This window comes from Aquiflexum sp. (assembly GCF_977115555.1).
The window spans coordinates 1-23,869 of sequence record NZ_CDSBKL010000018.1; the positions used below are offsets into that span (position 1 = coordinate 1).

The 23,869-nt window shown below is 41.7% G+C and carries 25 protein-coding genes; 12 read left to right on the top strand and 13 right to left on the bottom strand.

The genetic code is table 11. From position 1 onward, the window contains the following. Window positions 1-642: carboxypeptidase-like regulatory domain-containing protein (locus tag ACZFYI_RS02210; RefSeq protein WP_462522488.1), on the bottom strand; the 642-nt coding region annotated here is incomplete at its 3' end. A gap of 360 nt (window positions 643-1,002) precedes the next feature. On the opposite strand from ACZFYI_RS02210, the gene ACZFYI_RS02215 reads away from it, so the two are divergent. Further along, window positions 1,003-1,713 carry a lysoplasmalogenase gene (locus ACZFYI_RS02215; RefSeq protein ID WP_462522489.1) on the top strand — a complete coding sequence of 237 codons (711 nt, stop codon included), beginning with the start codon at window positions 1,003-1,005 and terminating at the stop codon, window positions 1,711-1,713. Between the two features lie 96 nt (window positions 1,714-1,809). Here ACZFYI_RS02215 and ytxJ read toward each other — a convergent pair whose 3' ends face one another. Further along, complete coding sequence (gene ytxJ, locus ACZFYI_RS02220; RefSeq protein ID WP_462522490.1) at window positions 1,810-2,145, bottom strand: bacillithiol system redox-active protein YtxJ; 336 nt, start codon at window positions 2,143-2,145, stop codon at window positions 1,810-1,812. A 182-nt stretch (window positions 2,146-2,327) separates the two neighbouring features. Between ytxJ and ACZFYI_RS02225 the strand changes: the two genes are divergently transcribed. Next, window positions 2,328-3,725, top strand: a complete 1,398-nt coding sequence (locus tag ACZFYI_RS02225; RefSeq protein ID WP_462522491.1) for a DUF4403 family protein — start codon at window positions 2,328-2,330, stop codon at window positions 3,723-3,725. Here the strand turns inward: ACZFYI_RS02225 and ACZFYI_RS02230 are convergent. Both ACZFYI_RS02230 and ACZFYI_RS02235 read right to left on the bottom strand, forming a co-directional pair. Beyond that, a complete protein-coding gene (locus tag ACZFYI_RS02230) occupies window positions 3,718-3,999 on the bottom strand; it encodes a DUF2442 domain-containing protein (protein ID WP_462522492.1) in 282 nt (93 codons plus the stop codon). The genes ACZFYI_RS02225 and ACZFYI_RS02230 overlap by 8 nt on opposite strands. Beyond that, entirely contained in the window at window positions 3,996-4,298 is a 303-nt protein-coding gene (locus tag ACZFYI_RS02235) for a DUF4160 domain-containing protein (protein WP_462522493.1), read from the bottom strand. The genes ACZFYI_RS02230 and ACZFYI_RS02235 overlap by 4 nt, the downstream gene beginning before the upstream one ends. Before the next feature lie 60 nt (window positions 4,299-4,358). Here ACZFYI_RS02235 and ACZFYI_RS02240 point away from each other — a divergent pair, with 60 nt between their 5' ends. The 4 genes from ACZFYI_RS02240 (at window position 4,359) to ACZFYI_RS02255 (ending at window position 5,967) form a co-directional block, all read left to right on the top strand. Then, on the top strand, window positions 4,359-4,661 hold the full coding sequence (locus ACZFYI_RS02240; RefSeq protein WP_462522494.1) for a DUF6922 domain-containing protein: 303 nt from the start codon (window positions 4,359-4,361) through the stop codon (window positions 4,659-4,661). Between the two features lie 8 nt (window positions 4,662-4,669). Next, the gene (locus tag ACZFYI_RS02245) at window positions 4,670-5,242 is read left to right on the top strand and encodes a nucleotidyl transferase AbiEii/AbiGii toxin family protein (protein WP_462522495.1); all 573 of its coding nucleotides are present in this window, start codon (window positions 4,670-4,672) and stop codon (window positions 5,240-5,242) included. 61 nt (window positions 5,243-5,303) lie between these two features. Continuing rightward, complete coding sequence (locus ACZFYI_RS02250) at window positions 5,304-5,555, top strand: DUF6364 family protein (RefSeq protein ID WP_462522496.1); 252 nt, start codon at window positions 5,304-5,306, stop codon at window positions 5,553-5,555. Further along, a complete protein-coding gene (locus ACZFYI_RS02255) occupies window positions 5,533-5,967 on the top strand; it encodes a type II toxin-antitoxin system VapC family toxin (RefSeq protein ID WP_462522497.1) in 435 nt (144 codons plus the stop codon). Before ACZFYI_RS02250 ends, ACZFYI_RS02255 begins: the two co-directional genes overlap by 23 nt. 7 nt (window positions 5,968-5,974) lie before the next feature. On the opposite strand, the gene ACZFYI_RS02260 is transcribed toward ACZFYI_RS02255, so the two are convergent. From ACZFYI_RS02260 to ACZFYI_RS02295, 8 genes are all read right to left on the bottom strand, one after another. After that, entirely contained in the window at window positions 5,975-6,649 is a 675-nt protein-coding gene (locus ACZFYI_RS02260; protein ID WP_462522498.1) for a 3'-5' exonuclease, read from the bottom strand. Window position 6,650: 1 nt separating this feature from the next. Continuing rightward, window positions 6,651-8,597, bottom strand: a complete 1,947-nt coding sequence (locus ACZFYI_RS02265) for a DUF294 nucleotidyltransferase-like domain-containing protein (protein WP_462522499.1) — start codon at window positions 8,595-8,597, stop codon at window positions 6,651-6,653. A gap of 136 nt (window positions 8,598-8,733) precedes the next feature. Further along, on the bottom strand, window positions 8,734-10,626 hold the full coding sequence (gene acs, locus ACZFYI_RS02270) for an acetate--CoA ligase (RefSeq protein ID WP_462522500.1): 1,893 nt from the start codon (window positions 10,624-10,626) through the stop codon (window positions 8,734-8,736). Window positions 10,627-10,806: 180 nt separating this feature from the next. After that, window positions 10,807-12,492: a sodium:solute symporter family protein gene (locus tag ACZFYI_RS02275; protein WP_462522501.1), complete on the bottom strand. Its 1,686-nt coding sequence runs from the start codon at window positions 12,490-12,492 to the stop codon at window positions 10,807-10,809. 24 nt (window positions 12,493-12,516) lie between these two features. Beyond that, window positions 12,517-12,780 (bottom strand): DUF4212 domain-containing protein, encoded by a 264-nt coding sequence (locus ACZFYI_RS02280; RefSeq protein ID WP_462522502.1) that lies wholly within the window; start codon window positions 12,778-12,780, stop codon window positions 12,517-12,519. A 22-nt stretch (window positions 12,781-12,802) separates the two neighbouring features. Beyond that, window positions 12,803-14,251 (bottom strand): porin, encoded by a 1,449-nt coding sequence (locus ACZFYI_RS02285; protein WP_462522503.1) that lies wholly within the window; start codon window positions 14,249-14,251, stop codon window positions 12,803-12,805. A gap of 183 nt (window positions 14,252-14,434) precedes the next feature. Beyond that, window positions 14,435-15,217 (bottom strand): ZIP family metal transporter, encoded by a 783-nt coding sequence (locus ACZFYI_RS02290; protein WP_462522504.1) that lies wholly within the window; start codon window positions 15,215-15,217, stop codon window positions 14,435-14,437. A 106-nt stretch (window positions 15,218-15,323) separates the two neighbouring features. Further along, the gene (locus ACZFYI_RS02295) at window positions 15,324-16,385 is read right to left on the bottom strand and encodes an FAD:protein FMN transferase (RefSeq protein ID WP_462522505.1); all 1,062 of its coding nucleotides are present in this window, start codon (window positions 16,383-16,385) and stop codon (window positions 15,324-15,326) included. Between the two features lie 156 nt (window positions 16,386-16,541). Here ACZFYI_RS02295 and ruvB point away from each other — a divergent pair, with 156 nt between their 5' ends. Genes ruvB through ACZFYI_RS02310 form a run of 3 tightly spaced genes read left to right on the top strand, consistent with a single transcriptional unit; the run spans window position 16,542 to window position 19,760 of the window. After that, the gene (gene ruvB / locus ACZFYI_RS02300; RefSeq protein ID WP_462522506.1) at window positions 16,542-17,576 is read left to right on the top strand and encodes a Holliday junction branch migration DNA helicase RuvB; all 1,035 of its coding nucleotides are present in this window, start codon (window positions 16,542-16,544) and stop codon (window positions 17,574-17,576) included. A 31-nt stretch (window positions 17,577-17,607) separates the two neighbouring features. After that, window positions 17,608-18,540, top strand: a complete 933-nt coding sequence (gene queG / locus ACZFYI_RS02305) for a tRNA epoxyqueuosine(34) reductase QueG (protein ID WP_462522507.1) — start codon at window positions 17,608-17,610, stop codon at window positions 18,538-18,540. A 47-nt stretch (window positions 18,541-18,587) separates the two neighbouring features. Then, window positions 18,588-19,760, top strand: a complete 1,173-nt coding sequence (locus ACZFYI_RS02310; protein ID WP_462522508.1) for a hypothetical protein — start codon at window positions 18,588-18,590, stop codon at window positions 19,758-19,760. Window positions 19,761-19,791: 31 nt separating this feature from the next. Here the strand turns inward: ACZFYI_RS02310 and ACZFYI_RS02315 are convergent, their stop codons facing one another. After that, a complete protein-coding gene (locus ACZFYI_RS02315; protein WP_462522509.1) occupies window positions 19,792-19,983 on the bottom strand; it encodes a hypothetical protein in 192 nt (63 codons plus the stop codon). Between the two features lie 117 nt (window positions 19,984-20,100). Here ACZFYI_RS02315 and ACZFYI_RS02320 point away from each other — a divergent pair, with 117 nt between their 5' ends. The 3 genes from ACZFYI_RS02320 to ACZFYI_RS02330 all read left to right on the top strand — a co-directional run. After that, window positions 20,101-21,549 carry a BatD family protein gene (locus ACZFYI_RS02320; RefSeq protein ID WP_462522510.1) on the top strand — a complete coding sequence of 483 codons (1,449 nt, stop codon included), beginning with the start codon at window positions 20,101-20,103 and terminating at the stop codon, window positions 21,547-21,549. Beyond that, window positions 21,542-22,618 (top strand): chorismate synthase, encoded by a 1,077-nt coding sequence (gene aroC / locus ACZFYI_RS02325; RefSeq protein WP_462522511.1) that lies wholly within the window; start codon window positions 21,542-21,544, stop codon window positions 22,616-22,618. The genes ACZFYI_RS02320 and aroC overlap by 8 nt, the downstream gene beginning before the upstream one ends. Window positions 22,619-22,634: 16 nt before the next feature. Then, a partial coding sequence (locus ACZFYI_RS02330; protein ID WP_462522512.1) for a dicarboxylate/amino acid:cation symporter occupies window positions 22,635-23,869 on the top strand: 1,235 nt, incomplete at its 3' end.

A 23,869-nucleotide genomic window follows, 5' to 3' on the forward strand; every position in this document is an offset into this window, starting at 1 on the left:
AATCGCATCCAACGAGATAGCAGACACACCTGTTCTGTCACCTGGCTGGCTACCAAGTCCGAAAGAGTTGTTGAAGTAAGAACCATCGACAGTGATGTTGTTCAATCTGCTGTCCTGACCACCAAAAGAACTTCCGTTTGCCTGTGGAGTCAATCGTGTGAAATCACCGATTCTACGTGAAATAGTTGGTAATTTGTTGATGGTTTCGTTACCGATAGCAGTGGTAGCACCTGTTCTGTCTGAACTGAATACTGCGTTTTTGTCACCGGTTACTACTACTTCCGCCAATTCTTCCCCATCACCCAACATGGTGACATTGACGTTGGCTGCAATACCCAAACTCAAAAATACGCCTTCTACAGTCTGTGTTTCAAAACCGATAAAAGATACTGTAACTGAGTAAGGTCCGCCAACCCTCATACCTGGGATGGTGTATCTTCCTTCAATATTGGTCACTGCACCATACCTTGTACCTGAAGGCATGTGTGTGGCCACAACATTGGCGCCGGGAAGGGTTTCCCCGCTGTTGTCCACTACCCGGCCAGACATACTGGAGGTAGATACCCCTTGCGAGAAAGCAATACCTGTAGCAAATACAAGCATGATCACTGCAAATAAACTCTTAAGTAATGATTGCCTCATAATTTTTGTTTTTTGTGGAAAATTGAAATTATAAAATTTGGAGCTGGTTATTTTTCCGATACAAATGTATGGGAGATGGGCAAGGATTTTTTTTTGAAATTGTTAAGTTTTAACAAATTTTCACAAGTTTACTTAACAAATTCATAACATTAAAATCCAGAGGAGGTTTTATTTTTAACCTACTTTTTGTATTTCGTTACATTTTAATGCAGTTCATGTTATTTTCAAAGGAGTTGTATTTTGACACTTAAGTCAATGTTAAAATAATATTAAGAAGAGAGAGAAGTAGTATAATAGATGAAATGTCAGAATATAAGTATATAACTTGGGTATATTTAGCAATGAAAAAATTTGGTTCTTATGAAAAACAAAAACATACTTTGGCTTTATTTATTCCTGTTTGCGGGTATTCTTGACATAGTTTTTACCGCAAATGGAGAATTTTCTTCCAGAATATTTACCAAGCCATTGATAATATTTGCCTTATGGGGATTCTTTATTTTTTCCAGCAAAAACATCAAAGGAACAATTTTAAGAAAAAGCATCAGTGCTGCTTTGATTTTTTCCTGGTTGGGAGATGTGCTCCTGATGTTTCCGGATTTGTTCCTTTATGGATTGGGTGCATTCCTTATGGCCCACATCTGTTACATCGTTGGATTTAAAATAGCCCAAACCAATCCCTTTGCGCTTGGCAAAGTCAACTTTATCCATCTGTTTTTTGTAAACCTCCCGATTTATATCCTGGCAGCTATGGTTTATTTTCTGATCAATCCCGGACTTGGACCAATGAAAATCCCGGTAGTGATTTACCTGATTGTCATCGTCATGATGGCGACCACGGCTAGGGAACGCTACAAAAAGACAAACCCTGCCAGTTTCTGGCAGGTATTTCTAGGAGGAATGTTTTTCATGATTTCCGATGGGGTTTTGGCTATCAATATGTTTTTCAAACCCTTCCCCGAGTCAGGGGTGATTGTCATGGGCACGTATATCATCGCCCAGTTTCTGATCGTCAGGGGGATATTAGCGCATTTAGAAAATCCCACTTCTCCGATTCCAAAAAAAATCTAAATATTCATGCCAATATCAATGAATATCAAATATCAACTAATATCAATAGGTTTTAAAAAATACTTTCCTGCAGGTTGATAAAGGTTGAATTAGAGTTTAAACCCTCCCCATAATATCCCCATAGCTGATGCCCATATGGCTGTTGTCATATACCGCTTTACCGGCTTTGACCAGAATTACCTGCGGGGATTCGTGGTAGATATTAAATTCCTTTTCAATTTGATTTGAAATTTCCCTGTGACGGATCAGATCCAAAAAGTAAGGAGTAACTTTTTCAGCATCTTCTTTTTTCCAGTTTCTTTTTAGTCTGTCCCAAGCCATGCTACTCACCGAACATCTGGTAGAATGCTTGAAAATCAACACCGGTTTCTCACCGCTTTTCTCCTTGATTTCATCCAATTGGGATAAGTTTTCCAATATATTCCAATCCATATCTTAAATGTTATTAAACTTTCAAACCCAAAAGTAATTTCATTTGAAATTAGTTCCTTCAACAATTACGCATTTGCTAAATTCGGCAGGGGAAACTCCAATTTCAAAAATTTTGGACGATCCTTGCAGCAATAAGCAAATTGATTGGCTGTTATCTTTAAAGCCTTACTATATATTCTGACATGTTTTCAAAAAAACTCATACCAATCTGTATTTTAATTTTTGCATTCTCCGCCTGTAAGAGCATCAAGCCGGAGCGGCCTCCTGCAACTTCCCACCGAGAACTTCCCCAAGCCATCTCTAAAGTCAATGTCCCCATTGAAATTCCGCTTTCTTATATTGAAAGCAACCTCAACAAAGATTGGAACAGCAAGCTTTTCGCCGAAAAAGGATTACCAATAGGAAGCGGGCTTACTACGGATATCGATGTGACCAGGACGGGGAAAATTGCACTGACAGGTCTGGAAAATAATACTATTCGTGTAAAAATCCCCATAAATCTCAGAGGAGACCTGAAGATTGAAAAGAAAGTATTTGGCCAGGTCTTGTCGACCAACTTCCCATTTAATGAAAATATCAGTCCTGAAATCAGCTTTATACCGGAAATAAGCAGCAATTGGGATTTGGGGATCAAAAACCTCCAAATCGAAAACTGGGGCCGCTCCATGAAATACAATTTGTTGGGATTTGAGATCGATCTGGATAAAGTAGTCAAAAGCCAGCTTCAAACTGTATTGGACAATCAGCTGTCGGCGGCGAATCTCAGCCAGTTTGATTTCAAAAACATCGCCCAAGAAACTTGGGATGTATTTTCAGAGCCCTATACCATCGAGCAGGATGGTTTGGAAGTTCATTTTTTCAGCGTTCCAAACAAGTTGAAAGTTAGGGATGAGATTACCCTAGACCAAAAACTGATATTGTACCTTGGAATGGAAGGGGAGGTGGTTTCCAAAATCGGATCAAAACCTATTGTGCCAAAATCCCCTTTGCCCGATATTGATTTCAACGAAAATAAAGAGAACAAATTAGAATTGATTCTTCCATTGATTCTCAGTTATGAAGATTTGGATGGCTACCTTAACAATGAAATGTCAGGCAAAACCATCAGATTGGATAGCAAGACGGACATGATGCCTACCAACCTCAAAACCCAGAAATATGGAGACAAGACATTGTTGTCGATGGATTTTACCGGAATCCGCAAAGGGAAAAGAGAAATCAAAGGCAAGATGTATTTTGCAGGCAAGCCTGTTTTTGATACCGAAACTGAATCACTCCGATTCGATGAACCGGAGTTTGATGTCAAGTCAGACAATGGCATGGCCAATATCGGCATCAGGCTGAAGAAGAGGAAAATCATCAATCAAATCAAGAAAATGGGCGCTTATCCTGTGGGGGATTTTCTTAGAGCAGCAAGGAGGGAAATGGAGCAACAGGGATTCTTTGAGACGGACTTCGCTACATTTCAAGTCAAAAATCCAACTTTGGATTTGGAGGGAATTTACAATACGGATGAAGATGTGAGGATATACTTGAAGGTAATAGGGCAGATGGAAGTGAAGTTGAAGGAAATCAAGTGATTTTCCCTTCATATAAATCGGATATTGGAAAAATCATGTCAAAGTCATTCCAATTTAAATTGCCATTGACAATGGAAAAAGAACGGAAAGATTTTTTATCAAGGTATTTTCGGATTTCCGGATGCCGGGAATGCTTGAGAAAATCTTCAAAATCTATACTTTGCGATGTTCCGTCACTGAAATTTACAGTGATGATGTATTCATTCAAATAGTTGGCTTCTACCACTCTTATGGTTTTGACAGCATATTCGATATGGATATCAGATACTTTCATTTGATTCTGTTGATTACCTCAAATTTTACTTTTTTGTTTTCTTTAAAATACGCTTTCCATTTATCAGCAATCTGGAAGTGGTATGTTGATACGAATATTTTGAAATTTAGTAAATCCTTGTCTTTTAGTGGCTTTTTTCCTTTGATATTTACAATTTCAATTTCTACAATTTCGCCATTTTCAATAATAAAATTTGCTTTTGATTCAAATTCACCTTTTTGCCCATGCACATGGATGGGATTATGGTCATTGGAATAAAAGAAAAAAATGATTCCTAAATATTCGTAAATTTTGGGCATTTAAATTGAAATTTATCTTGTTAAATTTAGTAAAAACTAACTGTTGTTATACCTTTAAATATGACAGAAAAACCAAAACCAATATTTCATAGACGCATTTTTTGGGATGTGGACTTCGATAAGTTGGACTATGATGCCAAAGCCAACTTCATCATCGAACGGGTTTTTGAGCGAGGAGACGTCGATGACATCAGGAATTGCAGGAGGTATTATGGTGATGAGAAGATTACAGTTGTACTGTTGAATGCAAAATTCCTACCTGAAACCAGGATGTACCTGGCAGCAGCCGTTATTGATAAACCCATCACAGCTTTCAGATGCTACGTCTTGAGACAGTCGAACCCCGGACTTTTTCCATACTAAATTCATTGATGAAAATTCCTGAGCTAAAGGGATTTTCTTTGGTGGGAGGCACTGCCCTATCATTGCTATATGGCCATAGGATATCTGTTGATTTGGATTTATTTTCCCATGAAAAGTTTGAAAATATAATTGTCAGTGAAGCTTTGACAAGAGAGTTTGGAGGTGATTTTATTTTGGAGGAAAAACCTCCCCATTTTGGTATCTTTTGCTATATCCAAGATATAAAAGTAGATATTATCCGACATCCCCATCCGATCATACGACCTATAATTACCATTGATGGTGTCCGTTTTTTTTCGACTGAAGACATCATTGCCATGAAAGTTCAGGCAATATTGGGAAGGGGCAAAAAGAAAGATTTTTGGGATATTGCCGAACTGCTCAAACATTACACTGTAGCTGATTTTGTAATGTTTCATAAAGAAAAATACAGTACCCAAAATCTCCTGATCACTGTTCCACAGGCAATCACATATTTCGGAGATGCAGAGGAAAGTGAAAATCCCGTCAGTCTCAAAGGCCAAACTTGGGAAGCAGTCCAACGAGCAATTAAAGAGAAAGTGAGTGAATACCTTAGATAGAATTCAGGTTACAGTTTAAAATTTAAGCCGAATACGTATATTTGTATAAACACGTGTAAAAATGAAAACGAAGTTAACATTGACAGTCAAGAGTAGCATAATAGAGTTGGCTAAAAGGAAAGCTAAATCCAAAGGAATTTCTGTGTCTGAGATGTTTGAGAAAATGTTTGAAGAGGAGGGAGAAAATAATATTAAGACTGAATCACAAAAAGCCGCAGAAAGACTTTTGCAAAAACTTGAGACAAGCCAAACCACTTCCGATTTTGATGACAAAACTTTAATCCAAGAACATGTTAAAAGGAAGTTTGCCTGAAGTTTTTTTGGATACAGACGTTGCTTTTGATATCATATCCAAAAGGGAACCACATTTTTTTGATTCAATTAAATTGATTGAGCTCAAAGCCAAAGATCAAATTGTTCTTTTAATTTCTGAAAGTTGTATCGCAAATCTTATTTACCTGACTTTAGAGATAAAAAAAATTGAAGATGGGCTTTACAAATTGACAGAATTTATTTCGAGTTGTGAAGTGATAAGTTGCGGTAAACAAGTCATTTTAGAAAGTCTAAATTCAGGATTTAATGATAAGGAAGATGCGGTTCAATATTTTACCGCACTACATCATGGAGCAGATTATTTTGTAACGAGAAATATAAAAGATTACAAATCTAGCAGAGTTTCATTACCAGTATTATTACCCTCTGATTTTATAAATTCTATTATTTGAATTTTCCCTACCTCATCAATCCCCCAAAATCCTTTATCCCCTTTGTTTCGGCTATTTTGAGAAGCTTCATCAACAGCTGTGCAGTCAGGAAAGCATCACCTGCTGCCGTGTGTCTGTCGTCCAATGCAATCCCGAACCGCGTACATAAAGCATCAAGGGAATATTCCTCTTTGTTGGCATTTTTTTGATCAAAGTGTGGCCCTTTTTCCAGCCTCATGGCGAGGTATTTGGTGTCAATGACGGGATTCAAAAATCGGTTGAAACCGAAAGGGCTTAAGACTTTTTCCAACATCATCAAATCAAAACCGATATGGTGACCGACAATGATGTCATTCTTCACATACTCCAATAAATCCAAAGCAAAATCTTTGGTTGGGGAAGTGTATACAGGATAAATAATTTCATGGACTTTGACTGATTCCCTGTTATGCACGGGTACATCCAAGTACCTCTCCATGCAAGAGGACACCTGTATGTTGTATCCTTTGAGTTTGATGGCGCCAAAAGAAATGACATGGTCAGTTTTGGGGTTGAAGCCTGTGGTCTCAGTATCCATCACAGCAAAAGTCAATTGAGTCACAGGTCTGATGGAAGGTATTTTTCTCTCAAAACCAGACTCATAGGCTTCCACAAATGAAGATTTGGGTATTTTTTTTCCAAACAAAAAATCCAGCCAACCCATATCAGTTTGTGAAATAGTCCAATTGAAACCGGATCCGCATTATTTTCTGCAGTTCATCTATGGGGGCAAAAGTATTCTTCAGCATTTGCCTTTGCAGTTTTCCCAAGTCTTCAGGGTTGATGTACCTACCTGAATTGCCGGATTTCAATCCCTCAATTGCCCTCATCCGCATGAGGATTTCATAAGCTTTGCCAGCCTCGACAAGGAGCTCAGTGTAATTGGGTTCAAGCTCTGCCAGTTTTTCAAACCGCTTGAAAGTATTATTGATGCCGACAACACGATGACTGAGTACCAATAGCCTTGCCATATCGGCCAAAGGCATCATTGCACGGAGCTTGATGTCAAATTTATCTTTTTGCTCCCCGGATTTTTCAACCAAAAAATTTCGGAAGAACCCCAAAGGCGGGGGATTGAGCAAGGCATTTTTAGCCAGGAAATTTAAAAAAATTGTCCTTCCGGCAATTTCTTGATAAATATGTTCGGTCAGTTCCTCAGCCAATTTTTTATGCCCTAATACCGGCCTAAAGTCAAAGAATATAGTGGCATTCAACAATGCCTGTTGGTTGGGAGTCAGGATCCAATCCGAGAAATAAGATTTCCAAACCGATAGAGGTTGGCACCATTTGGGATTGTTGGCCATCATGTCTGCGGGGCAAGCCTGAAAGCCACAAACAAACAATGTTTCAATCACTTCTTGGGCAATCAACAGCATATAGGCATGCGTATCTTCAAAATTTTCTTCTGGCACATCTTCAAATACAATGGCATTGTCAAGGTCGGTTCGAAGCAACTGCTCTTCTCTTCCTTCGCTTCCCATGGACAAAAAACAGAACTTCACTTTGGAAGCTTCAGGATAATTTGGGCTGTGCTTTTTGACTGCAAGCTGTACCGCACGTTGGATGATGATGTCGTTGATTTCAGAAATGATATTTGCCACAAAATCAATGGCCACCTCATTTTCTAAATAGTATTTTAAAAGCCGTTCAGCCCTGTTTCGGGTTTTGGCTATTTCCGCCACCTCCCAGGTATTCATCAGGGCATTGATCAAAACCGCGGGACTATTTCCTTGGGAAAGTAAAATGTCATGGTCAGAAAGAATGCCTGTAACCTTACTTTCCAGGCTGCCATCCTCGGTGAAGATCAGGTGATGCAACCTGTTTTTGATCATGGTCAGGTATAGGTCTGAAAATCCCGCTTCCTTGGACTTGGTCATGACAGGCGAAGTCATCAGGTCTTCGACAGGCGTATCATAACTTTTTTTCTTGGCCACCAGCCTGTTTCGGAGATCTTTGTCTGTGATGATTCCTAGGGGAAATTGATTTTCGTCGACTACCACGATGGAGCCTACACTTTTGTCAGCCATCCTTTCGACAGCCTTTGAGATCGGAGTTCCTTTTGGGCAAGTCAGGACATCTATGGAAAAATTTAAATCCGATTGACCGCTGAAAATCATCAATCCATTGTCTTTTGACAATTCTGTGAAATCTTTCCTAGCTTTTTGGGATTGCGATAGGTCAGTTCGGATGACAACCTGCCCTGATGCAAATCCTGCTGCAAAGTAGAGACTTACTCTGCTGTTTTCATTCAGTATTTTTTCAAAAATAGCCACAGGCACAGCATAGATTAGACTGTCTTCAGTGGCTTGGGCATTTAGGATATAGGGTCTTTTGCCAAGCAAAGCCAATACTCCAAATACATCTCCTTCATCGCAGACTTCGACTACACGATCTTTCCCTTCCTTGTTTTCTGTGAGTTGGACTGAACCTTCTTTCAGCACAAAAAAGAAATCTTGCGCAGGATCTCCTTGATGGAATAAATATTCCCCTTGAGCAAAGTATTTCACTTCCACGCCTTTTGCCACCAATCCCAATGAAGTTTCATTGAGAAAAGTGAAAGGAGGAAACCTTTTCAGGAATTCCTTGACGCGGTTGACGATGACGTTGGTCATTTATTTAGACAAAAGACATGAGACCCAAGATGTGAGACTAAACCTGTTGAAATTTGCGAATCCTTGTTTGTAGGAGAAAATCTATTCTCCCCAGAATCAAATCTCATGTCTAAAGTCTCATATCTTAAGTCTTCTTTTATTTTCTCCCTTCAATAATCTTTGTGACTACATCCGGATCGAGAAGGGTGGAGGTATCTCCCATATTGTCGGTGCTTCCTTCTGCCACTTTTCGTAAAATCCTACGCATGATTTTACCGGAACGGGTTTTTGGCAATCCTGGCACTATCTGGATTTTGTCAGGCTTGGCTATTGGGCCTATGATTTTGCTGACAGTTTCCTTGATTTCATTGATCAGGTTTTCTTCAGTCCTATGCGACATGTCGCAGATCACATAAGCATAGATGCCCTGTCCTTTGACATCGTGTGGATATCCGACTACTGCAGATTCGATGACCAAAGGATGTTCGTTGATGGCGTTTTCGACTTCAGCTGTTCCCATCCTGTGACCTGATACATTGATCACATCATCGACGCGGCCAAGGATACGGTAGTAGCCGTCGTGGTCTCTTTTGACACCGTCACCGGTAAAGTACATTCCTTTATAAGTAGAGAAATAAGTCTGCTTGCAACGCTCATGATCTCCCCAAGTAGTTCGGATCATCGATGGCCAAGGGAATTTGATACAAAGGTTTCCTTCCACTGAATTCCCGGTCAGTTCATTCCCTTCCGGATCGACGATGGCCAATTGGATTCCCGGAAGTGGCAAAGTAGCAAATGCGGGTTTGGTCGGGGTAATGCCTGCGATAGGAGAAACCAAAATTCCCCCTGTCTCAGTCTGCCACCAAGTATCCACGATCGGACATCTTGATTGGCCAATGTGATTGTAATACCACCTCCAGGCTTCCTCATTGATGGGTTCACCAACAGAACCCAATACTTTTAGCGAATCAAGATTATAAGGAGCAATGGGGTCTGTGCCATAAGCCTGTAATGCCCTGATAGCGGTCGGGGCTGTATAGAATTGGTTGACTTTATGTTTTTCTATGACTGCCCAAAATCTTCCCGGATCAGGATAAGTCGGTACACCTTCAAACATCAGCGTGGTCGCACCGGCCAACAAAGGGCCGTAGACGATATAAGAATGTCCTGTAATCCAACCGATATCAGCAGTACACCAATACACATCTCCCGGAGAATATTGAAACACGTTTTCAAAAGAATATTTGGTATATACCATATACCCTGCAGTACTGTGGACCACTCCTTTTGGCTTACCTGTCGAACCGGAGGTGTAAAGGATAAAGAGAGGATCCTCACTGTCCATTTCCTCTGCTACATTACTATCCTTTTCACCTTCGATGACCTCATTCCACCAATAATCCCGTCCCTCTTTCATAGTTACGTCCTGTCCGGTACGCTTGCATACGATCACGGTTTCGACTGAGGCTTTTTCCAAAGCTTCATCGACGATGGCTTTGATGCCTATTTTTTTATTGCCCCTAAAGTTTCCGTCAGAGGTCAAAATTGCTTTTGCTCCACTGTCAATAATCCGGTCTGTAAGTGCATTGGCACTGAATCCCGCAAAAACTACGGAGTGGATCGCTCCTATCCTTGCACAGGCAAGCATCGCAATCGCGGCCTCAGGAATCATTGGCATATAGATAATCACCCGGTCACCTTTTTGGATCCCTTTGGATTTCAGTGCATTTGAAAATTGACATACCTGATGGTAAAGTTCTTTATAGGAAAGTTTCCGGACCTCTTCACCAGGTTCACTTGGTTCCCAGATGATAGCAGTCCGGTCACCATAGGCAAAAAGGTTTTTTTCAAAAATATTCTCTGTGATATTCAGTTTACCGTTGACAAACCACTGCACGTTAGGTTCTTCAAAGTTCCATTTCAAGACTTTGTCCCATCTTTTTTTCCAATGGAAAGAGTCGGCGATCCTAGCCCAGAAACTTTCAGGTTCGGTGACTGACTTTTGATATTCATAGAAGTACCCACTCAGGGTATGGATTCTATCACTCATGGTTTTATGTTTTTAGGTTATTGCTGATTATTCAAATTCTGGACTTTCATACCAAATATTGCCGATCAAAGCCGGAAAAGACTTTCCCAATGCTAGGCCTAAGTTAATTCAATTGAAGTTTTATAGCAGTAATTTTTTGCAAATTCGGTCTATCGGTTTATTTCTGTTTTGTATGATGAATCAATGGTCTACAGCGCCGCCTGCGCCCCTAGGGATTCTGATTTCCTGGATCATGTCCTGTACATTTTGTGGAGGTGCAGGAGTGAATTTTGAAACAATAAAACACACCACAAAATTAAGCAGCATTCCAATTGAACCAATTCCTTCAGGTGAAATCCCAAACCACCAATGGTCGGCATTATTCAATTCCGGACTGATGAATTTGAAGAAAATGATATAAGCCAATGTGAAGACGAGGCCCGAAACCATACCCGCTATAGCCCCTTCCTTATTTATCCTGGAAGAAAAGATTCCCATGATGATTACAGGAAAAAACGATGCTGCAGCCAAACCAAAGGCGAAGGCAACAACTTCCGCCACAAAACCGGGAGGATTTACCCCAAAATATCCTGCCAATACCACCGCGCCTCCAGCTGAGATTCGGGCAATCCTCAGCTCATTTTTTTCTGACATTTCTGGTCTAAATGTTCTGAACAAGTCCCTCGATACAGAAGTGGAAATTACGAGCAAAAGACCTGCGGCTGTGGATAGCGCCGCAGCCATAGCGCCGGCAGCTACAAGACCGACTACCCAGTTTGGAAGCTGCGCAATCTCCGGATTGGCAAGTACCATGATATCCTTGTCGATGGTCAGTTCATTGGCTTCCTTGTCCGCTACATACTGCACGATCCCGTCGCCGTTTTTGTCCTCCACCACAATGAGGTTTGTTTTTTGCCAGTTGCCAACCCATTCAGGAAGGTCGTTTATGGGTTTTTCAGCAACTGTATCAATGGCATTGTAAATGCCGAATGCGGCAATCGCCGGAGCGGTGGTGTATAAAATTGCTATAAAGACCAAGGCATATCCTGCAGATAACCTTGCATCTTTTACCCTTGGGACAGTAAAAAAACGGACAATCACATGTGGAAGTCCTGCAGTTCCCACCATTAGGGCGAGGGTGATAGCCAACATATCCACCATACCTTTCCTTCCGGAAGTATAAGCTGCAAATCCCAATTCCGTCAATACCCCATCCAATTTGTCCAAAAGGTGCGTGCCATCTGCCAAAGTACTTCCCAGACCGAGTTGCGGAATAGGATTGCCTGTCAATTGCATAGAAACGAATATGGCCGGAACCATGTAAGCGAAAATCAAAACGCAATATTGTGCTACTTGCGTGTAAGTGATTCCTTTCATTCCTCCCAAAACGGCATAGAAAAAAACGATGCACATCCCGATAATGACGCCTGTATTGATGTCCACTTCAAGGTATCTTGAAAACACAATTCCGACACCACGCATTTGGCCTGCTACATAGGTAAAAGAAATAAACAGCGCACAAATGACTGCCACTACACGGGCTTTGTTGGAATAATACCTGTCACCCACAAAATCAGGAACGGTGAATTTTCCGAATTTCCTCAGGTAAGGCGCTAAAAGCAAAGCGAGCAAAACGTATCCTCCTGTCCAGCCCATCAAATAAACCGAACCGTCATATCCTGCAAAAGAGATGATGCCGGCCATCGAAATAAATGATGCGGCCGACATCCAGTCGGCAGCTGTTGCCATGCCATTGGCTAGGGGAGAGACCCCCCCACCAGCGATATAAAATTCTTTTGTGGATCCCGCTCGGGTCCAGATGGCGATGCCGATATACAATGCAAATGAAAGTCCGACAAGTATATATGTCCAGGTTAATATTTCCATGAGTGTTGGGATTTTTTGGATTGACTATTCTTCATTGACATCAAATTCTTTGTCGAGCTTATTCATGCGGTAGACATACACGAATATCAAGATCACAAAGACGTAGATAGATCCCTGTTGCGCAAACCAGAAACCAAGTTTGAAGCCGCCGATTTTGATGGCATTCAATTGATCTACAAGGAGTATCCCAAATCCGAAGGAAACAGTAAACCAGATCAGGAGCAGAAAAAGAAGGGTCATGAGGTTCTTTTTCCAGTAAGCTTTCATTTTTTGTTTGTTGTCGGGCATAGTATTTTTTCAGATGATAGGTTTATAAGAAAATGTGGGTTTGTAGAATAAATTCCCCTGCTGAACCGATGTTTAAGTAGTTTTCGAAAATCGGCCTGTTGCTGTATTGAAATGTCAGCTTGGCTAGCTGTCCATCGATATAATAATTCATGCCCAGGTCATATTGCCAGCTGCCTTCCTCAAAGAACTCAAATCTTTTGTGACTCAAAGTACCATATGGCTGTAATTTTCCCTTATTCCCCAAAATATCTTTTGGAAGTAGGTATCCTGTCTGAAAATAAAAAATATTCCCTGTCCCTATGGTGGGCTGTGCATTTCCTGGACCATTTTGGCTTGTACCAGGCCCTAACCCCACATTCATGATACCGATATTTCTGAGATAATTGGGGCCAAAATCATAAGTGTAATAGACAGCATAAGCAGTGAGGGCAGTTTCTTTTTCTACACTGAGAGGAAGTTCCAAAAAGCCATCGATACTCCATAGCGAGATGTTGTGGGTATTGACCGAGCCGTTGCTATCCACCGATGTAGTAGCACCGGGATGGTGATGCCAACCTCCCCCGAGGTTAAACACTTTTTTGGTACCAAGATAAGTCCCTACAAAAAACGGCAGCTTGTTATTTTCCTTTTCAAAAAACTGGTAAGCAATATAGCCTTGCGTAGCCCAGTTGTCATTGGCGACATTGGCAGCCATGGGACGGTTGGTGGATTCATCAAAAGTTCCTCCTTCGCCTACGCTGAAGGGTTTATTAAGGGCGACCCTATAATCCCACTTTCCTACCTGACCCTTGGCGTAGATTCCGTATTGCCTTGCAAATTGGTCTGTCAATTCGATCAATGGCCAATTGAATATAGGGGCATCCAATGCCAAAAGGTTTAGCGTTCCCTGACTACTGAGTCTTGAAATTCCGTTCCAATAATGCAAACCTGCGCCTATAAACAGAGAATTAGAAATCTCAAATTCAGTCCAGATATCATGAAAAAACAGTTGGGGCTTTTTTGAAGAATTGGCATCTAAGGTATTGGAACCCGTACTCGGATTGGTGGTCACAGGTAAGTTGCCTGCATTTCCTGAATTCCCTCCAGCCGGGACACCACCATTGACAAAGGTTTGGTTATTGATCCCCAAGTGTGCCAAAAAAAGGACACGGGGTGAAACTTGAGCATATGTCAAAAACCTGGCGCGCCTTAGGCCTATGTCTGTCGTATTTTTCCTAGGCAAACCATCGACACCGAGGGTTCCGGGATTGTTTTCAGTTTGCCTTATCCAAAGCTGATTCCAGATCATAAACCTGATGTACCTTGACCCCGAATCATTCAGCTTAAAAATAATGGGATTGTAGCTGTCGTCTATTTCGTTGGCTTCATCTAAAGCAGAAAAGGATTCTATCCTCAATGAATCCTGCGCCTGAACCCTAAAAAAGAGTAAGGTTAGAAAAATGGAAGACAAGAGCCTAAAATTAGATTTCATCAATGTTTTTTTAGTACTGAATTTTTGGGGTATTCGAGAAATGGAAAATGAATTTCCTTAATCTATCTCCCCTCCAATCAATCAGGCTAAAATATAACATTTAGGGCTGAAAAAGCACCCAAACAGCAAATGAATCTATTTCTGGCAAAAAATTTAATGATGATACCAAACTGCCAAAATTTGTCAGATAAGCATTTCCAGCAAAACAGCCAACCCAAAAGCTAGAATACTGATCAGTACTTTGTTCAGATAAAACCTGTGGTCAGGACTACTTTCAAAAAATATAGTAGTAGAGATATGGAGAAATCCTCCCGCCACCATGCCATAAAAGACATTTAAGCCTTCCCTGCCCAGAATATTGCTTTCATACATGTAATTGCTCAAAACCATTCCCATGGGAGAAGCAAAAGCAAAGATCACCAACAAGACAAAAACCCATCTTTTTTTCAAGCTTGCCATCAATACTGCCACCAGAGCAAAAGCTTCAGGTCCTTTGTGCAACAGGATTCCAAAAAGGAGGTTGTTGCTACCATGACTATGGTGACTGTGCCCCGCATGGTCACCGTGGTCGTGGAGATGTCCTGCCAGCGACCCGTCTTCTGTCAATAAAGTCCCTTCCAAAAATGCATGCAAAAACAAACCTACCATGATGGTCCATACTCCGACTTGCATCCCATGGTGCTGATGGTCAGGATGGTGGATATGGCCATGTTCTACGCCGGTGGATAAAAGCGCCAGAATCTGTTGCAGCAGAAAACCCAATAAGATATAGAATCCCATCCTAGTAGGATCGGAAGATTCTACAAAAAGCTCCGGTAGGATGTGAAGTACCGTTATGGCAAACAAATATGAACCTGCGAAAACAAGAACCAACTTAAAATATCGCTCCTCCCATTTTGGGATGAAATAGGCCAATCCACCTGCCAGCAAGGCTGTAAAGAATAAAATAAGGAAATTAAATGTCATTTGGTTTCGGTTTGAAATATGTCTGTTTCCTAATCCAATCTTTTTTTGAACTGATCAAAAAAGCTAGGTCAATGAGGAATCAGATTTAGATTTTAGGTTTTTTGGATTAATCTTGGGGAAAGGACAAGAAAGGTTTGATCCCTTCGCTTGCATAGGATTTTAATTGGCCTGTAGAGTCGCTGTATATGAGGAATATTTCAAACAGACTTTGGTTTTTTTGGAGTTCGATTGCTTTATCTGTCCCCATTACCATCATCGCTGTAGCATAGGCATCTGCGGTCATGCAATCATCAGCCAAAACCGTGGCACTCAACAGGCCGTGATTGACCGGCTTGCCCGTAGCGGGGTTGATAGTATGGGAAATTTTGATGCCTCCTGCTTCGTAATAATTTCTGTAATTACCTGAGGTGGCCATGCCGCGATTGTTCAGCGCCACTATACTGTATAAATCATCGGCCCTCCCAAGTTCTTCAGGCCTGTTGATTCCCACTTTCCACAATTCGCCTTTTTCATTGACGCCTCTTGCAACCAATTCTCCGCCGATTTCAACAAGGAGGTTTTCTATCCCTTTTCCCTTTAAAAATTCTGCAACCACATCTACTCCATATCCTTTGGCAATCGCACTGAAGTCAAGGTACATTCCAGGCTTTGACTTTCTTACACTTGCGGAATCAAAATAGATTTTATCAAAACCCACCAATCCCAACATAGATGAGATGTTCACACTGTCCTTCAGCTGAGGTCCGGAAGGCCCAAATCCCCAAAGGTTGACCAAAGGTCCTACGGTCGGGTCAAAAGCACCCCCTGTGATTTCATATACAGTTTTGCTGCTTTGGAGAACAGGCAAGAAATAAGGCAGTTTGAAATACAGTGTATCGCTTTGGTTGAATCTGCTGAGTTCAGAATCCGGAATATAGGTGGAAAGTGATTGGTTGAAAACTTCCAGCAAGGAATCTATACTTGTCTTAAAATCCCTTTCACTTGGATCAAGATAAGTGATGTTATAGGTCGTACCCATCGTGTTGCCACTTAGGGTGACTTTTCCTATCACTTTTTCTACTATTTCTTCTGCGGGCTTTTGTTGATTTTGGCGATAAAGGTATACTATAGCCACCAAAAGCAGCAGGATGATGGAATAGATTATGTTTTTATTGGCGTTGGTTCGCATATAAAAGAGCAATTTTTCGAAAGTTAAGGGTAATTTTCCAAATTAAGTTCTAAATCTCTGATTGTTTGCAATAATATTGCAATTAACGGGAGATGGCATTTTTACCTTTTTGCCTTGGGCTATTTTTCTATATTTGTAATTGCTGAAAATAGAGCTATGAGAGAAGATTACCTGAGTGGGGACAAAGAAAAACTGAATTCTTCTGACAAAGAAATTGAGAAGGCTTTGAGGCCCCTGAGTTTTGATGACTTTACAGGTCAGTTCAAAATTGTGGAAAACCTGAAAGTCTTTGTCCTCGCTGCAAAGCGAAGAAATGAGCCTTTGGACCACGTGCTTTTGCATGGCCCTCCGGGATTGGGAAAGACAACGCTCAGCTACATCATCGCCAACGAACTGGAGTCAGGTATCAAAATCACCTCTGGTCCTGTCTTGGACAAGCCTTCCGATTTGGCAGGTTTGCTGACCAATCTCGATGAAGGGGATGTGCTTTTTATAGATGAGATCCACAGGCTGAATCCCATTGTGGAGGAATACCTGTATTCAGCCATGGAGGATTTCAGGATAGACATCATGTTGGACTCAGGCCCAAATGCCAGGTCGGTCCAAATTTCTCTCAATCCCTTTACCCTCATCGGTGCTACTACAAGATCGGGGTTATTGACTTCCCCGCTTCGTGCGCGGTTTGGGATCAATTCCCGTTTGGAATATTACGATGCAAAGTTATTGACAGATATCGTGGAGCGGTCAGCAAGTATTCTTCAGACTCCTATAGAGGAAGTAGCGGCTTATGAGATTGCCAGAAGAAGCCGTGGGACACCTAGGATTGCCAATATGCTTTTGCGAAGGACGAGAGACTTTGCTGAGATCAAAGGAAACGGAACCATCACTTTGGAAATCGCAAAGATCGCTTTGAAGGCCTTGGATGTCGATGAGAACGGCTTGGATGAAATGGACAACAGGATTCTGTTGACGATAATTGAGAAATTCAAAGGCGGACCGGTGGGACTTTCCACCATCGCTACCGCTTGCAGTGAAGAAGCAGAGACGATTGAGGAAGTGTATGAACCCTTTTTGATACAGGAAGGCTATCTCAAACGAACCGCAAGAGGAAGAATGGCCACGGAACTCGCTTACAAGCACCTGAACCTTAAACCGAACTTTGGGGCAAGCAGCGGTAGTTTATTTGAATAAAGCTTATCCTTTTTCTTTCTGATTTCATATTGTGAGCAATCTTCAAGAAAAATACAGCCAAATTATAAAGACCCAGGCCAAAATCCTGGGCTTTGATTTTTGTGGCATCGCCAAGGCGGGATTTTTAGAAGAAGAAGCCCCCAAACTCGAAGCTTGGCTCAACCAAAACTATCATGGTCAGATGGCGTATATGGCCAACCATTTTGAAAAAAGACTTGACCCCACCAAGCTCGTCGAGGGAGCAAAGACTGTGGTCAGCTTGGTTTATAATTACTTTCCAAAAAAGGAATTGTTCCAAGAAAAAGAAGATTACAAAATCGCGAAATATGCTTATGGGCAGGATTACCACCATGTCATCAAAGACAAGCTAAAAGTACTTCTTGAAAATCTTCAAATAGAAATCGGAGAGATTGGAGGAAGAGCCTTTGTGGATTCAGCGCCTGTGATGGAGCGTCAGTGGGCCCAGAAATCAGGTTTGGGTTGGTTGGGAAAAAACAGCCTTCTACTCAATAAGGAAATGGGCAGTTTCTTTTTTTTGGCCGAGTTGGTTATTGATCTTGAGGTCGCTCCTGACCCCCCGATGTTGAAGGATTATTGCGGTACCTGCACCAAATGTATCGATGCCTGTCCGACTGATGCCATTGTCCAATCAGGCGTCATAGATGGATCCAAATGCATTTCCTACCTAACGATCGAGCTCAAAGAAAACATCCCGGCGGCCTTCAAAGGCAAAATGGAAAACTGGGTTTTCGGTTGCGATATCTGTCAGGATGTCTGTCCTTGGAACAGGTTTTCAAAGCCTCATCAGGAACCGCTTTTTGATCCTAAATCCGAATTGGAGGAAATGACCAATCGGGATTGGGAAGAAATCACAGAAGAAACCTTCAGCAAGGTTTTTGCAAAATCTGCGGTAAAACGTACCAAGCATAATGGATTTTTAAGAAATATTGTCTTTGATAAATGACCTTAGATTTATTGATCCACGTAACTTTGTTTAAATAAACAGTTGAAATGAAGATTTTTGAAGTCAACTCCGGAAAACTTGAAAGAGATTTTCTGGAAGTTCATGTTCTACTCAACAAACCCTTTCCCAATTGGATCAGACCGTTAGATGTCGATGTGATGTCAGTTTTTGATCCAAAGAAGAACAAGCTTTTGGCAAAATCCGAAGCCATACGATGGGTGCTGAAAGACGATAAGGGGAAGCTTATGGGAAGGATTGCTGCTTTTGTCAATAAAAGATACACCAACAAAGGGGATGATGTCCCTGTTGGTGGATTCGGATTTTTTGATTGCATAGATGACCAAAAAGCCGCAGACTTTCTCTTTGATACTGCCAAAAACTGGCTAGAGTCAAAAGGAATGCAGGCGATGGATGGCCCCATCAATCTCGGCGATCGGGACAAATGGTGGGGCTTGTTGGTGGATGGCTTTCATCCGCCGATCTACAATATGAATTACAATCCGCCTTATTACCAAAAGTTATTTGAAACGTACGGTTTCCAGAATTTTTACAATCAAATATGCTGGAGTCTTTCTGTGGCCCAAGAAGCGCATCAGTTGGATCCGAAGTTTTACGAAGCCCATCAGAAGTTTTATGGAAATCCGGACTTCAGGGCGGAGTACCTCAAAAAAGACAAGCTTGAAATGTATGCCAAAGACCTGAGCATAGTATACAATAAGGCTTGGGCCAAGCATCAGGGAAACAAAGACATTACACCCGAGCAGGCTTTGAAGTTGTTCAAAACGATCAAGCCGGTCTTGGATGAAAAGCTGGTCTGGTTTGTCTACCACAAAGAAGAACCTGTGGTGATGTGGGTCAACCTCCCTGATATCAATCAGATCATCAAGCACCTTGACGGAAAGTTTGACTGGCTTGCGAAACTGAAATTTTTTCTCATCAAAACCTTTGGGAGAAATGAGAATTTTGTGGGTTTGGTTTTCGGTGTGGTACCGGAGTTCCAAGGCACAGGACTCGATTATTACATGATCGTAGAGGCCGAAAAAGTCATCAAATCCACTACTTCCTACAAAAAGCTGGAGCTCTATTGGCAGGGAGACTTCAATCCAAAAATGCTGAATATCTCAAAAAATCTTGGGGGAAAACACTTTCGGACTTTGGTAACTTACAGGTATTTGTTTGATAGGGAGAAGCCTTTCGAAAGGCATCCAGAGTTATTATAAACCAAAAGCCCCGAATTTGGGGCTTTTGGTTTTAACCGGCAAGGCTAATGAAATATTTGTCGAGGACAGGTTCATATTTTCCTGAAAACTTCCTGTAACACCAATCCTTAAATTCCTGTATCTCTGTCGGCATCAGCAGGTTCAGTGCCTTGCGCAACTCTTTCTCAAACAATCTTCCGTCAAAACTGACTTTCATCAAGATGATTTTCACGTATTCTAGCATATTTCAAAGAATTTATAGGTAAAAATTAAACAGCTTGTTTGTTAATACGACATGTAATTTGGTTTGTTGCGTTTAAAATATAAAGTTAATTTGCAAGCTATTACTAGTCATACCAACATGAGTAAAACGACAGTCAGAGGTTTTCTTGTATGTTTATTTCTATTTATTTCTTGGAGCGCTTTTGCTCAGGAAGTGGCCATCGAATTGGGGCCTGATGAAATAGCACTCAACGAGACTTTCAGCATCAAAGTGACCATTGCCAATGAAAAGATTAAGTCATACGATGAGTTTCCGCAAATTGCCGGATTTCAGAAGCAGGGGCTTTCCCAATCTTCTTCCATGAACGTCATCAACGGGCAAGTCAGCAGTACCAGCAGCATTATCCAATACTATAAACCTACCAAAAAGGGAGTCGTTACTATCGGGAAGTTCAGCATCAAAATCAACGGCAACGACTATGCCTCCCCGGGAAAATCCGTTAATGTGGTGGATGCCAGGGCGGCACAGAGACAGCCAAACCAATCAGATCCTTTTAGCGATCTTTTTGGTGGAACCAGAGAGGAACCCGAATTTATTGAAATCGAGGATGATGCGTTTTTTGCTTCTTCGGTAGACAAGGAGGAAATATTTGTGGGAGAAGGATTCAATGTGAGTCTCGCGTTTTATATATCAGAAACCAATAATGCCGCATTCCAGTTTTATGAACCGGGAAAGCAACTGGATGCCATCCTCAAAAAGATGAAACCTGCAAACGCCTGGGAAGAAAACTTCAACATCACCAATATCCAGCCAGAGAGGGTTACTTTCAACAACAAAAACTGGATCAAGTACAAAGTATATGAGGCGACTTTCTTTCCTTTTTCAGAAGGAGAAATAATGATCCCGTCCATTTCTTGGGAAATGATCAAATATAAAGTAGCCAAAAACCCGACATTCTTTGGCAGCAACAGGCTGGAAGATTTCAAAACCTTCACCTCTTCCTCCAAAAAAATCCAGGTTAAACCTTTGCCACCGCATCCGCTGCGGAATGAAGTAAGTGTTGGAATATTCCAATTGAAAGAAAATATCTCAGAATTTGATGCTCAGACGGGAGAAGGTATAACTTATAATTTTGGCATCAGCGGTCAGGGTAATATCAATTCCATTTCCCCCCCCAAAACAAAACAGATCCATCGTCTTAATACTTTCGATCCAAATGTCCGTCAGCAGGTCAATAGGGGCAACGGTAAAATTACAGGCGTCAAAGAATTCAGCTATTACCTGACCATCAACGAGCCGGGGAAAATCAATCTAGCGGATTATTTTGAATGGATTTATTTCAATCCTGCTTTGGAGAAATATGATACCCTCAGACCCAAGGCCATTTTGAATGTAAGTGGCGAGTCTAAGGTCAATCAGGCAATTTCCAACCAAAGATTGGGCGGGATTTATGATTTGATCGATGTGGAAGACAATGAGCTTTCAAACCAGAGATATAAATACTATTTTTCAGTTTTTATCAATTTATTGTTGGTCGGTTCAGTGATTTTGCTTGCCGTCCTGATTACTAGAAGAGGAAATGGGTAATTCATTTGGAAGGATATTTAGAATAAGCACATTTGGTGAATCCCATGGTTTGGGCTTGGGTGTCGTGATAGAAGGCTGTCCCTCAGGGCTACCGATAGATGTGGAATTTATTAGGAATGAAATGCAGCGGAGGAAGCCCGGCCAATCCAAAATCACCACCCAAAGGAAAGAGGAAGATGAATTTCAGATCCTTTCAGGGGTGTTTGAGGGAAAGTCCACAGGTACGCCGATAGGTTTGGTCATCATGAATACCGACCAAAAGAGTAAAGACTATAGCCATATCGCTGATAAATTCAGACCTTCCCATGCGGATTATACTTATTTTGAAAAGTACGGAATCCGTGATTATCGCGGTGGAGGCAGAAGCAGCGCAAGGGAGACTGCCGCTCGGGTTGCCGGGGGTGCGATTGCCAAAATGCTGTTGAAACACTATGGGGTCAGCATACAAGCCTATGTCAGTCAGGTCGGTGACTTGAAGTTGGAGAAGAGTTACCAAGAACTTGACCTGAACCAAACAGAAGAAAATATCGTCCGCTGTCCGGATCCTACAATGGCCGAAAGGATGATTGAATTCATCGATGAGGTCAGAAAAAGCAGGGATACCGTGGGCGGAGTAGTAAGCTGTGTGGCCAAAGGTGTTCCTCCCGGATTGGGCGAACCTGTTTTTGACAGGCTTCATGCCGAATTGGGCAAAGCCATGCTGAGCATCAATGCTGTGAAGGGCTTTGAATATGGAAGTGGATTTGAAGGAGTGAAGATGCGGGGCTCGCAACATAATGACGCGTACTATCAGGACGGAGACCGGGTTCGCACCCGGACCAACCATTCAGGAGGTATTCAGGGAGGCATTTCCAATGGAGAAGATATATATTTCAATGTGGCATTTAAACCCGTCGCAACTATCATGCAGGATCAAGAATCTGTCAATGAATCCGGAGATTCAGTTACCGTTTCCGGTAAAGGCAGACATGACCCTTGTGTAGTCCCCAGAGCTGTTCCTATTGTAGAAGCGATGGCTGCTTTGGTTTTGGCCGATTACCTGTTGCTCAGTAGGACAAACAAATTATAATTTAACCCAACTCAAAATGTTGAAAAAGATACCCTTGCATACCCAGATCATAATCGGATTGGTTTTGGGATTGGTAGTAGGATTGGTCATGATAAAATTCGGTGTTGACCCCTATTTCATTATCAATTTTGTCAAACCGATCGGAACTGTATTTATCAATTCTTTAAAAATGATCGCGGTTCCTTTGGTATTTGCCTCCTTGGTCATCGGTGTTGCGAACCTTGGGGATATATCCAAACTCTCCCGAATAGGAGGAAAGACACTTTTGGCTTATTTGGTTACCACCATCATCGCAATTTCCATCGGACTTTTATTGGTAAATGTCTTCAAACCAGGAGAAAGCTTACCACAGGCAACACGGGATAGTCTCATGTCATTGTATGATGATACGGCAGGTTCCAAAGCCGATCAGGCAGCCGAAGTCGCAAGTCAGGGACCATTACAGCCTTTGATTGAAATCGTTCCAGAAAATGTGATCAAAGCCGCCGCAGACAACAGCAGCATGCTTCAGGTTGTCTTTTTCGCCATTATTGTCGGGATTGCTTTGCTTCAGATTCCAAAAGAAAAAGCCAAGAACTTCACCAGTTTCTTTGATGCCTTCAATGATGTGATCATCAAAATCGTGGAATACATCATGCTGATCGCACCTTATGGGGTCTTTGCTTTGATGGCTTCTTTGATTGTCGAGATTGCCGGGGAAGACCCGGATTCTGCAGTGGAATTGCTCCTTGCCCTTCTCAAATATACCCTTGTCGTCTTGGGAGGTTTGTTTTTGGTGATTTTTGGAGTATACTACTTACTATTGAAATCCTTTACCAAAATCCCTTTCATTACTTTCCTTAAAGCATTCAGACCTGCGATGTTGTTGGGTTTCTCGACTTCTTCAAGCTCTGCTACATTACCGGTGACAATGAAGATTGTGGAAGAAGAAATCGGAGTATCTGAGGAGGTTTCAAGTTTTGTTCTTCCTTTGGGAGCAACGGTCAATATGAATGGAACGAGTTTGTACCAAGCTGTTGCAGCAGTCTTTATTGCTCAGGCTTTGGGTATGGATCTGACTATTTCCCAGCAATTGACCATAGTCTTGACTGCAACTTTGGCTGCAATAGGCTCGGCAGGAGTCCCGGGGGCAGGTTTGATTATGTTGATTATTGTGTTGGAGGCGATTGGCGTACCGGGAGCAGGAATTGCCCTGATCATCGCGCCGGATAGGATTTTGGATATGTTTAGGACGGTCGTCAATATCACAGG

Excerpts from the sequence above, each read along its gene's own strand:
- ACZFYI_RS02215 (WP_462522489.1), top strand. The coding sequence starts at position 1,003 with ATGAAAAACAAAAACATACTTTGGCTTTATTTATTCCTGTTTGCGGGT.
- ytxJ (WP_462522490.1), bottom strand. The coding sequence starts at position 2,145 with ATGGATTGGAATATATTGGAAAACTTATCCCAATTGGATGAAATCAAG.
- ACZFYI_RS02225 (WP_462522491.1), top strand. The coding sequence starts at position 2,328 with ATGTTTTCAAAAAAACTCATACCAATCTGTATTTTAATTTTTGCATTC.
- ACZFYI_RS02230 (WP_462522492.1), bottom strand. The coding sequence starts at position 3,999 with ATGAAAGTATCTGATATCCATATCGAATATGCTGTCAAAACCATAAGA.
- ACZFYI_RS02235 (WP_462522493.1), bottom strand. The coding sequence starts at position 4,298 with ATGCCCAAAATTTACGAATATTTAGGAATCATTTTTTTCTTTTATTCC.
- ACZFYI_RS02240 (WP_462522494.1), top strand. The coding sequence starts at position 4,359 with ATGACAGAAAAACCAAAACCAATATTTCATAGACGCATTTTTTGGGAT.
- ACZFYI_RS02245 (WP_462522495.1), top strand. The coding sequence starts at position 4,670 with ATGAAAATTCCTGAGCTAAAGGGATTTTCTTTGGTGGGAGGCACTGCC.
- ACZFYI_RS02250 (WP_462522496.1), top strand. The coding sequence starts at position 5,304 with ATGAAAACGAAGTTAACATTGACAGTCAAGAGTAGCATAATAGAGTTG.
- ACZFYI_RS02255 (WP_462522497.1), top strand. The coding sequence starts at position 5,533 with ATGTTAAAAGGAAGTTTGCCTGAAGTTTTTTTGGATACAGACGTTGCT.
- ACZFYI_RS02260 (WP_462522498.1), bottom strand. The coding sequence starts at position 6,649 with ATGGGTTGGCTGGATTTTTTGTTTGGAAAAAAAATACCCAAATCTTCA.
- ACZFYI_RS02265 (WP_462522499.1), bottom strand. The coding sequence starts at position 8,597 with ATGACCAACGTCATCGTCAACCGCGTCAAGGAATTCCTGAAAAGGTTT.
- acs (WP_462522500.1), bottom strand. The coding sequence starts at position 10,626 with ATGAGTGATAGAATCCATACCCTGAGTGGGTACTTCTATGAATATCAA.
- ACZFYI_RS02275 (WP_462522501.1), bottom strand. The coding sequence starts at position 12,492 with ATGGAAATATTAACCTGGACATATATACTTGTCGGACTTTCATTTGCA.
- ACZFYI_RS02280 (WP_462522502.1), bottom strand. The coding sequence starts at position 12,780 with ATGCCCGACAACAAACAAAAAATGAAAGCTTACTGGAAAAAGAACCTC.
- ACZFYI_RS02285 (WP_462522503.1), bottom strand. The coding sequence starts at position 14,251 with ATGAAATCTAATTTTAGGCTCTTGTCTTCCATTTTTCTAACCTTACTC.
- ACZFYI_RS02290 (WP_462522504.1), bottom strand. The coding sequence starts at position 15,217 with ATGACATTTAATTTCCTTATTTTATTCTTTACAGCCTTGCTGGCAGGT.
- ACZFYI_RS02295 (WP_462522505.1), bottom strand. The coding sequence starts at position 16,385 with ATGCGAACCAACGCCAATAAAAACATAATCTATTCCATCATCCTGCTG.
- ruvB (WP_462522506.1), top strand. The coding sequence starts at position 16,542 with ATGAGAGAAGATTACCTGAGTGGGGACAAAGAAAAACTGAATTCTTCT.
- ACZFYI_RS02310 (WP_462522508.1), top strand. The coding sequence starts at position 18,588 with ATGAAGATTTTTGAAGTCAACTCCGGAAAACTTGAAAGAGATTTTCTG.
- ACZFYI_RS02315 (WP_462522509.1), bottom strand. The coding sequence starts at position 19,983 with ATGCTAGAATACGTGAAAATCATCTTGATGAAAGTCAGTTTTGACGGA.
- ACZFYI_RS02320 (WP_462522510.1), top strand. The coding sequence starts at position 20,101 with ATGAGTAAAACGACAGTCAGAGGTTTTCTTGTATGTTTATTTCTATTT.
- aroC (WP_462522511.1), top strand. The coding sequence starts at position 21,542 with ATGGGTAATTCATTTGGAAGGATATTTAGAATAAGCACATTTGGTGAA.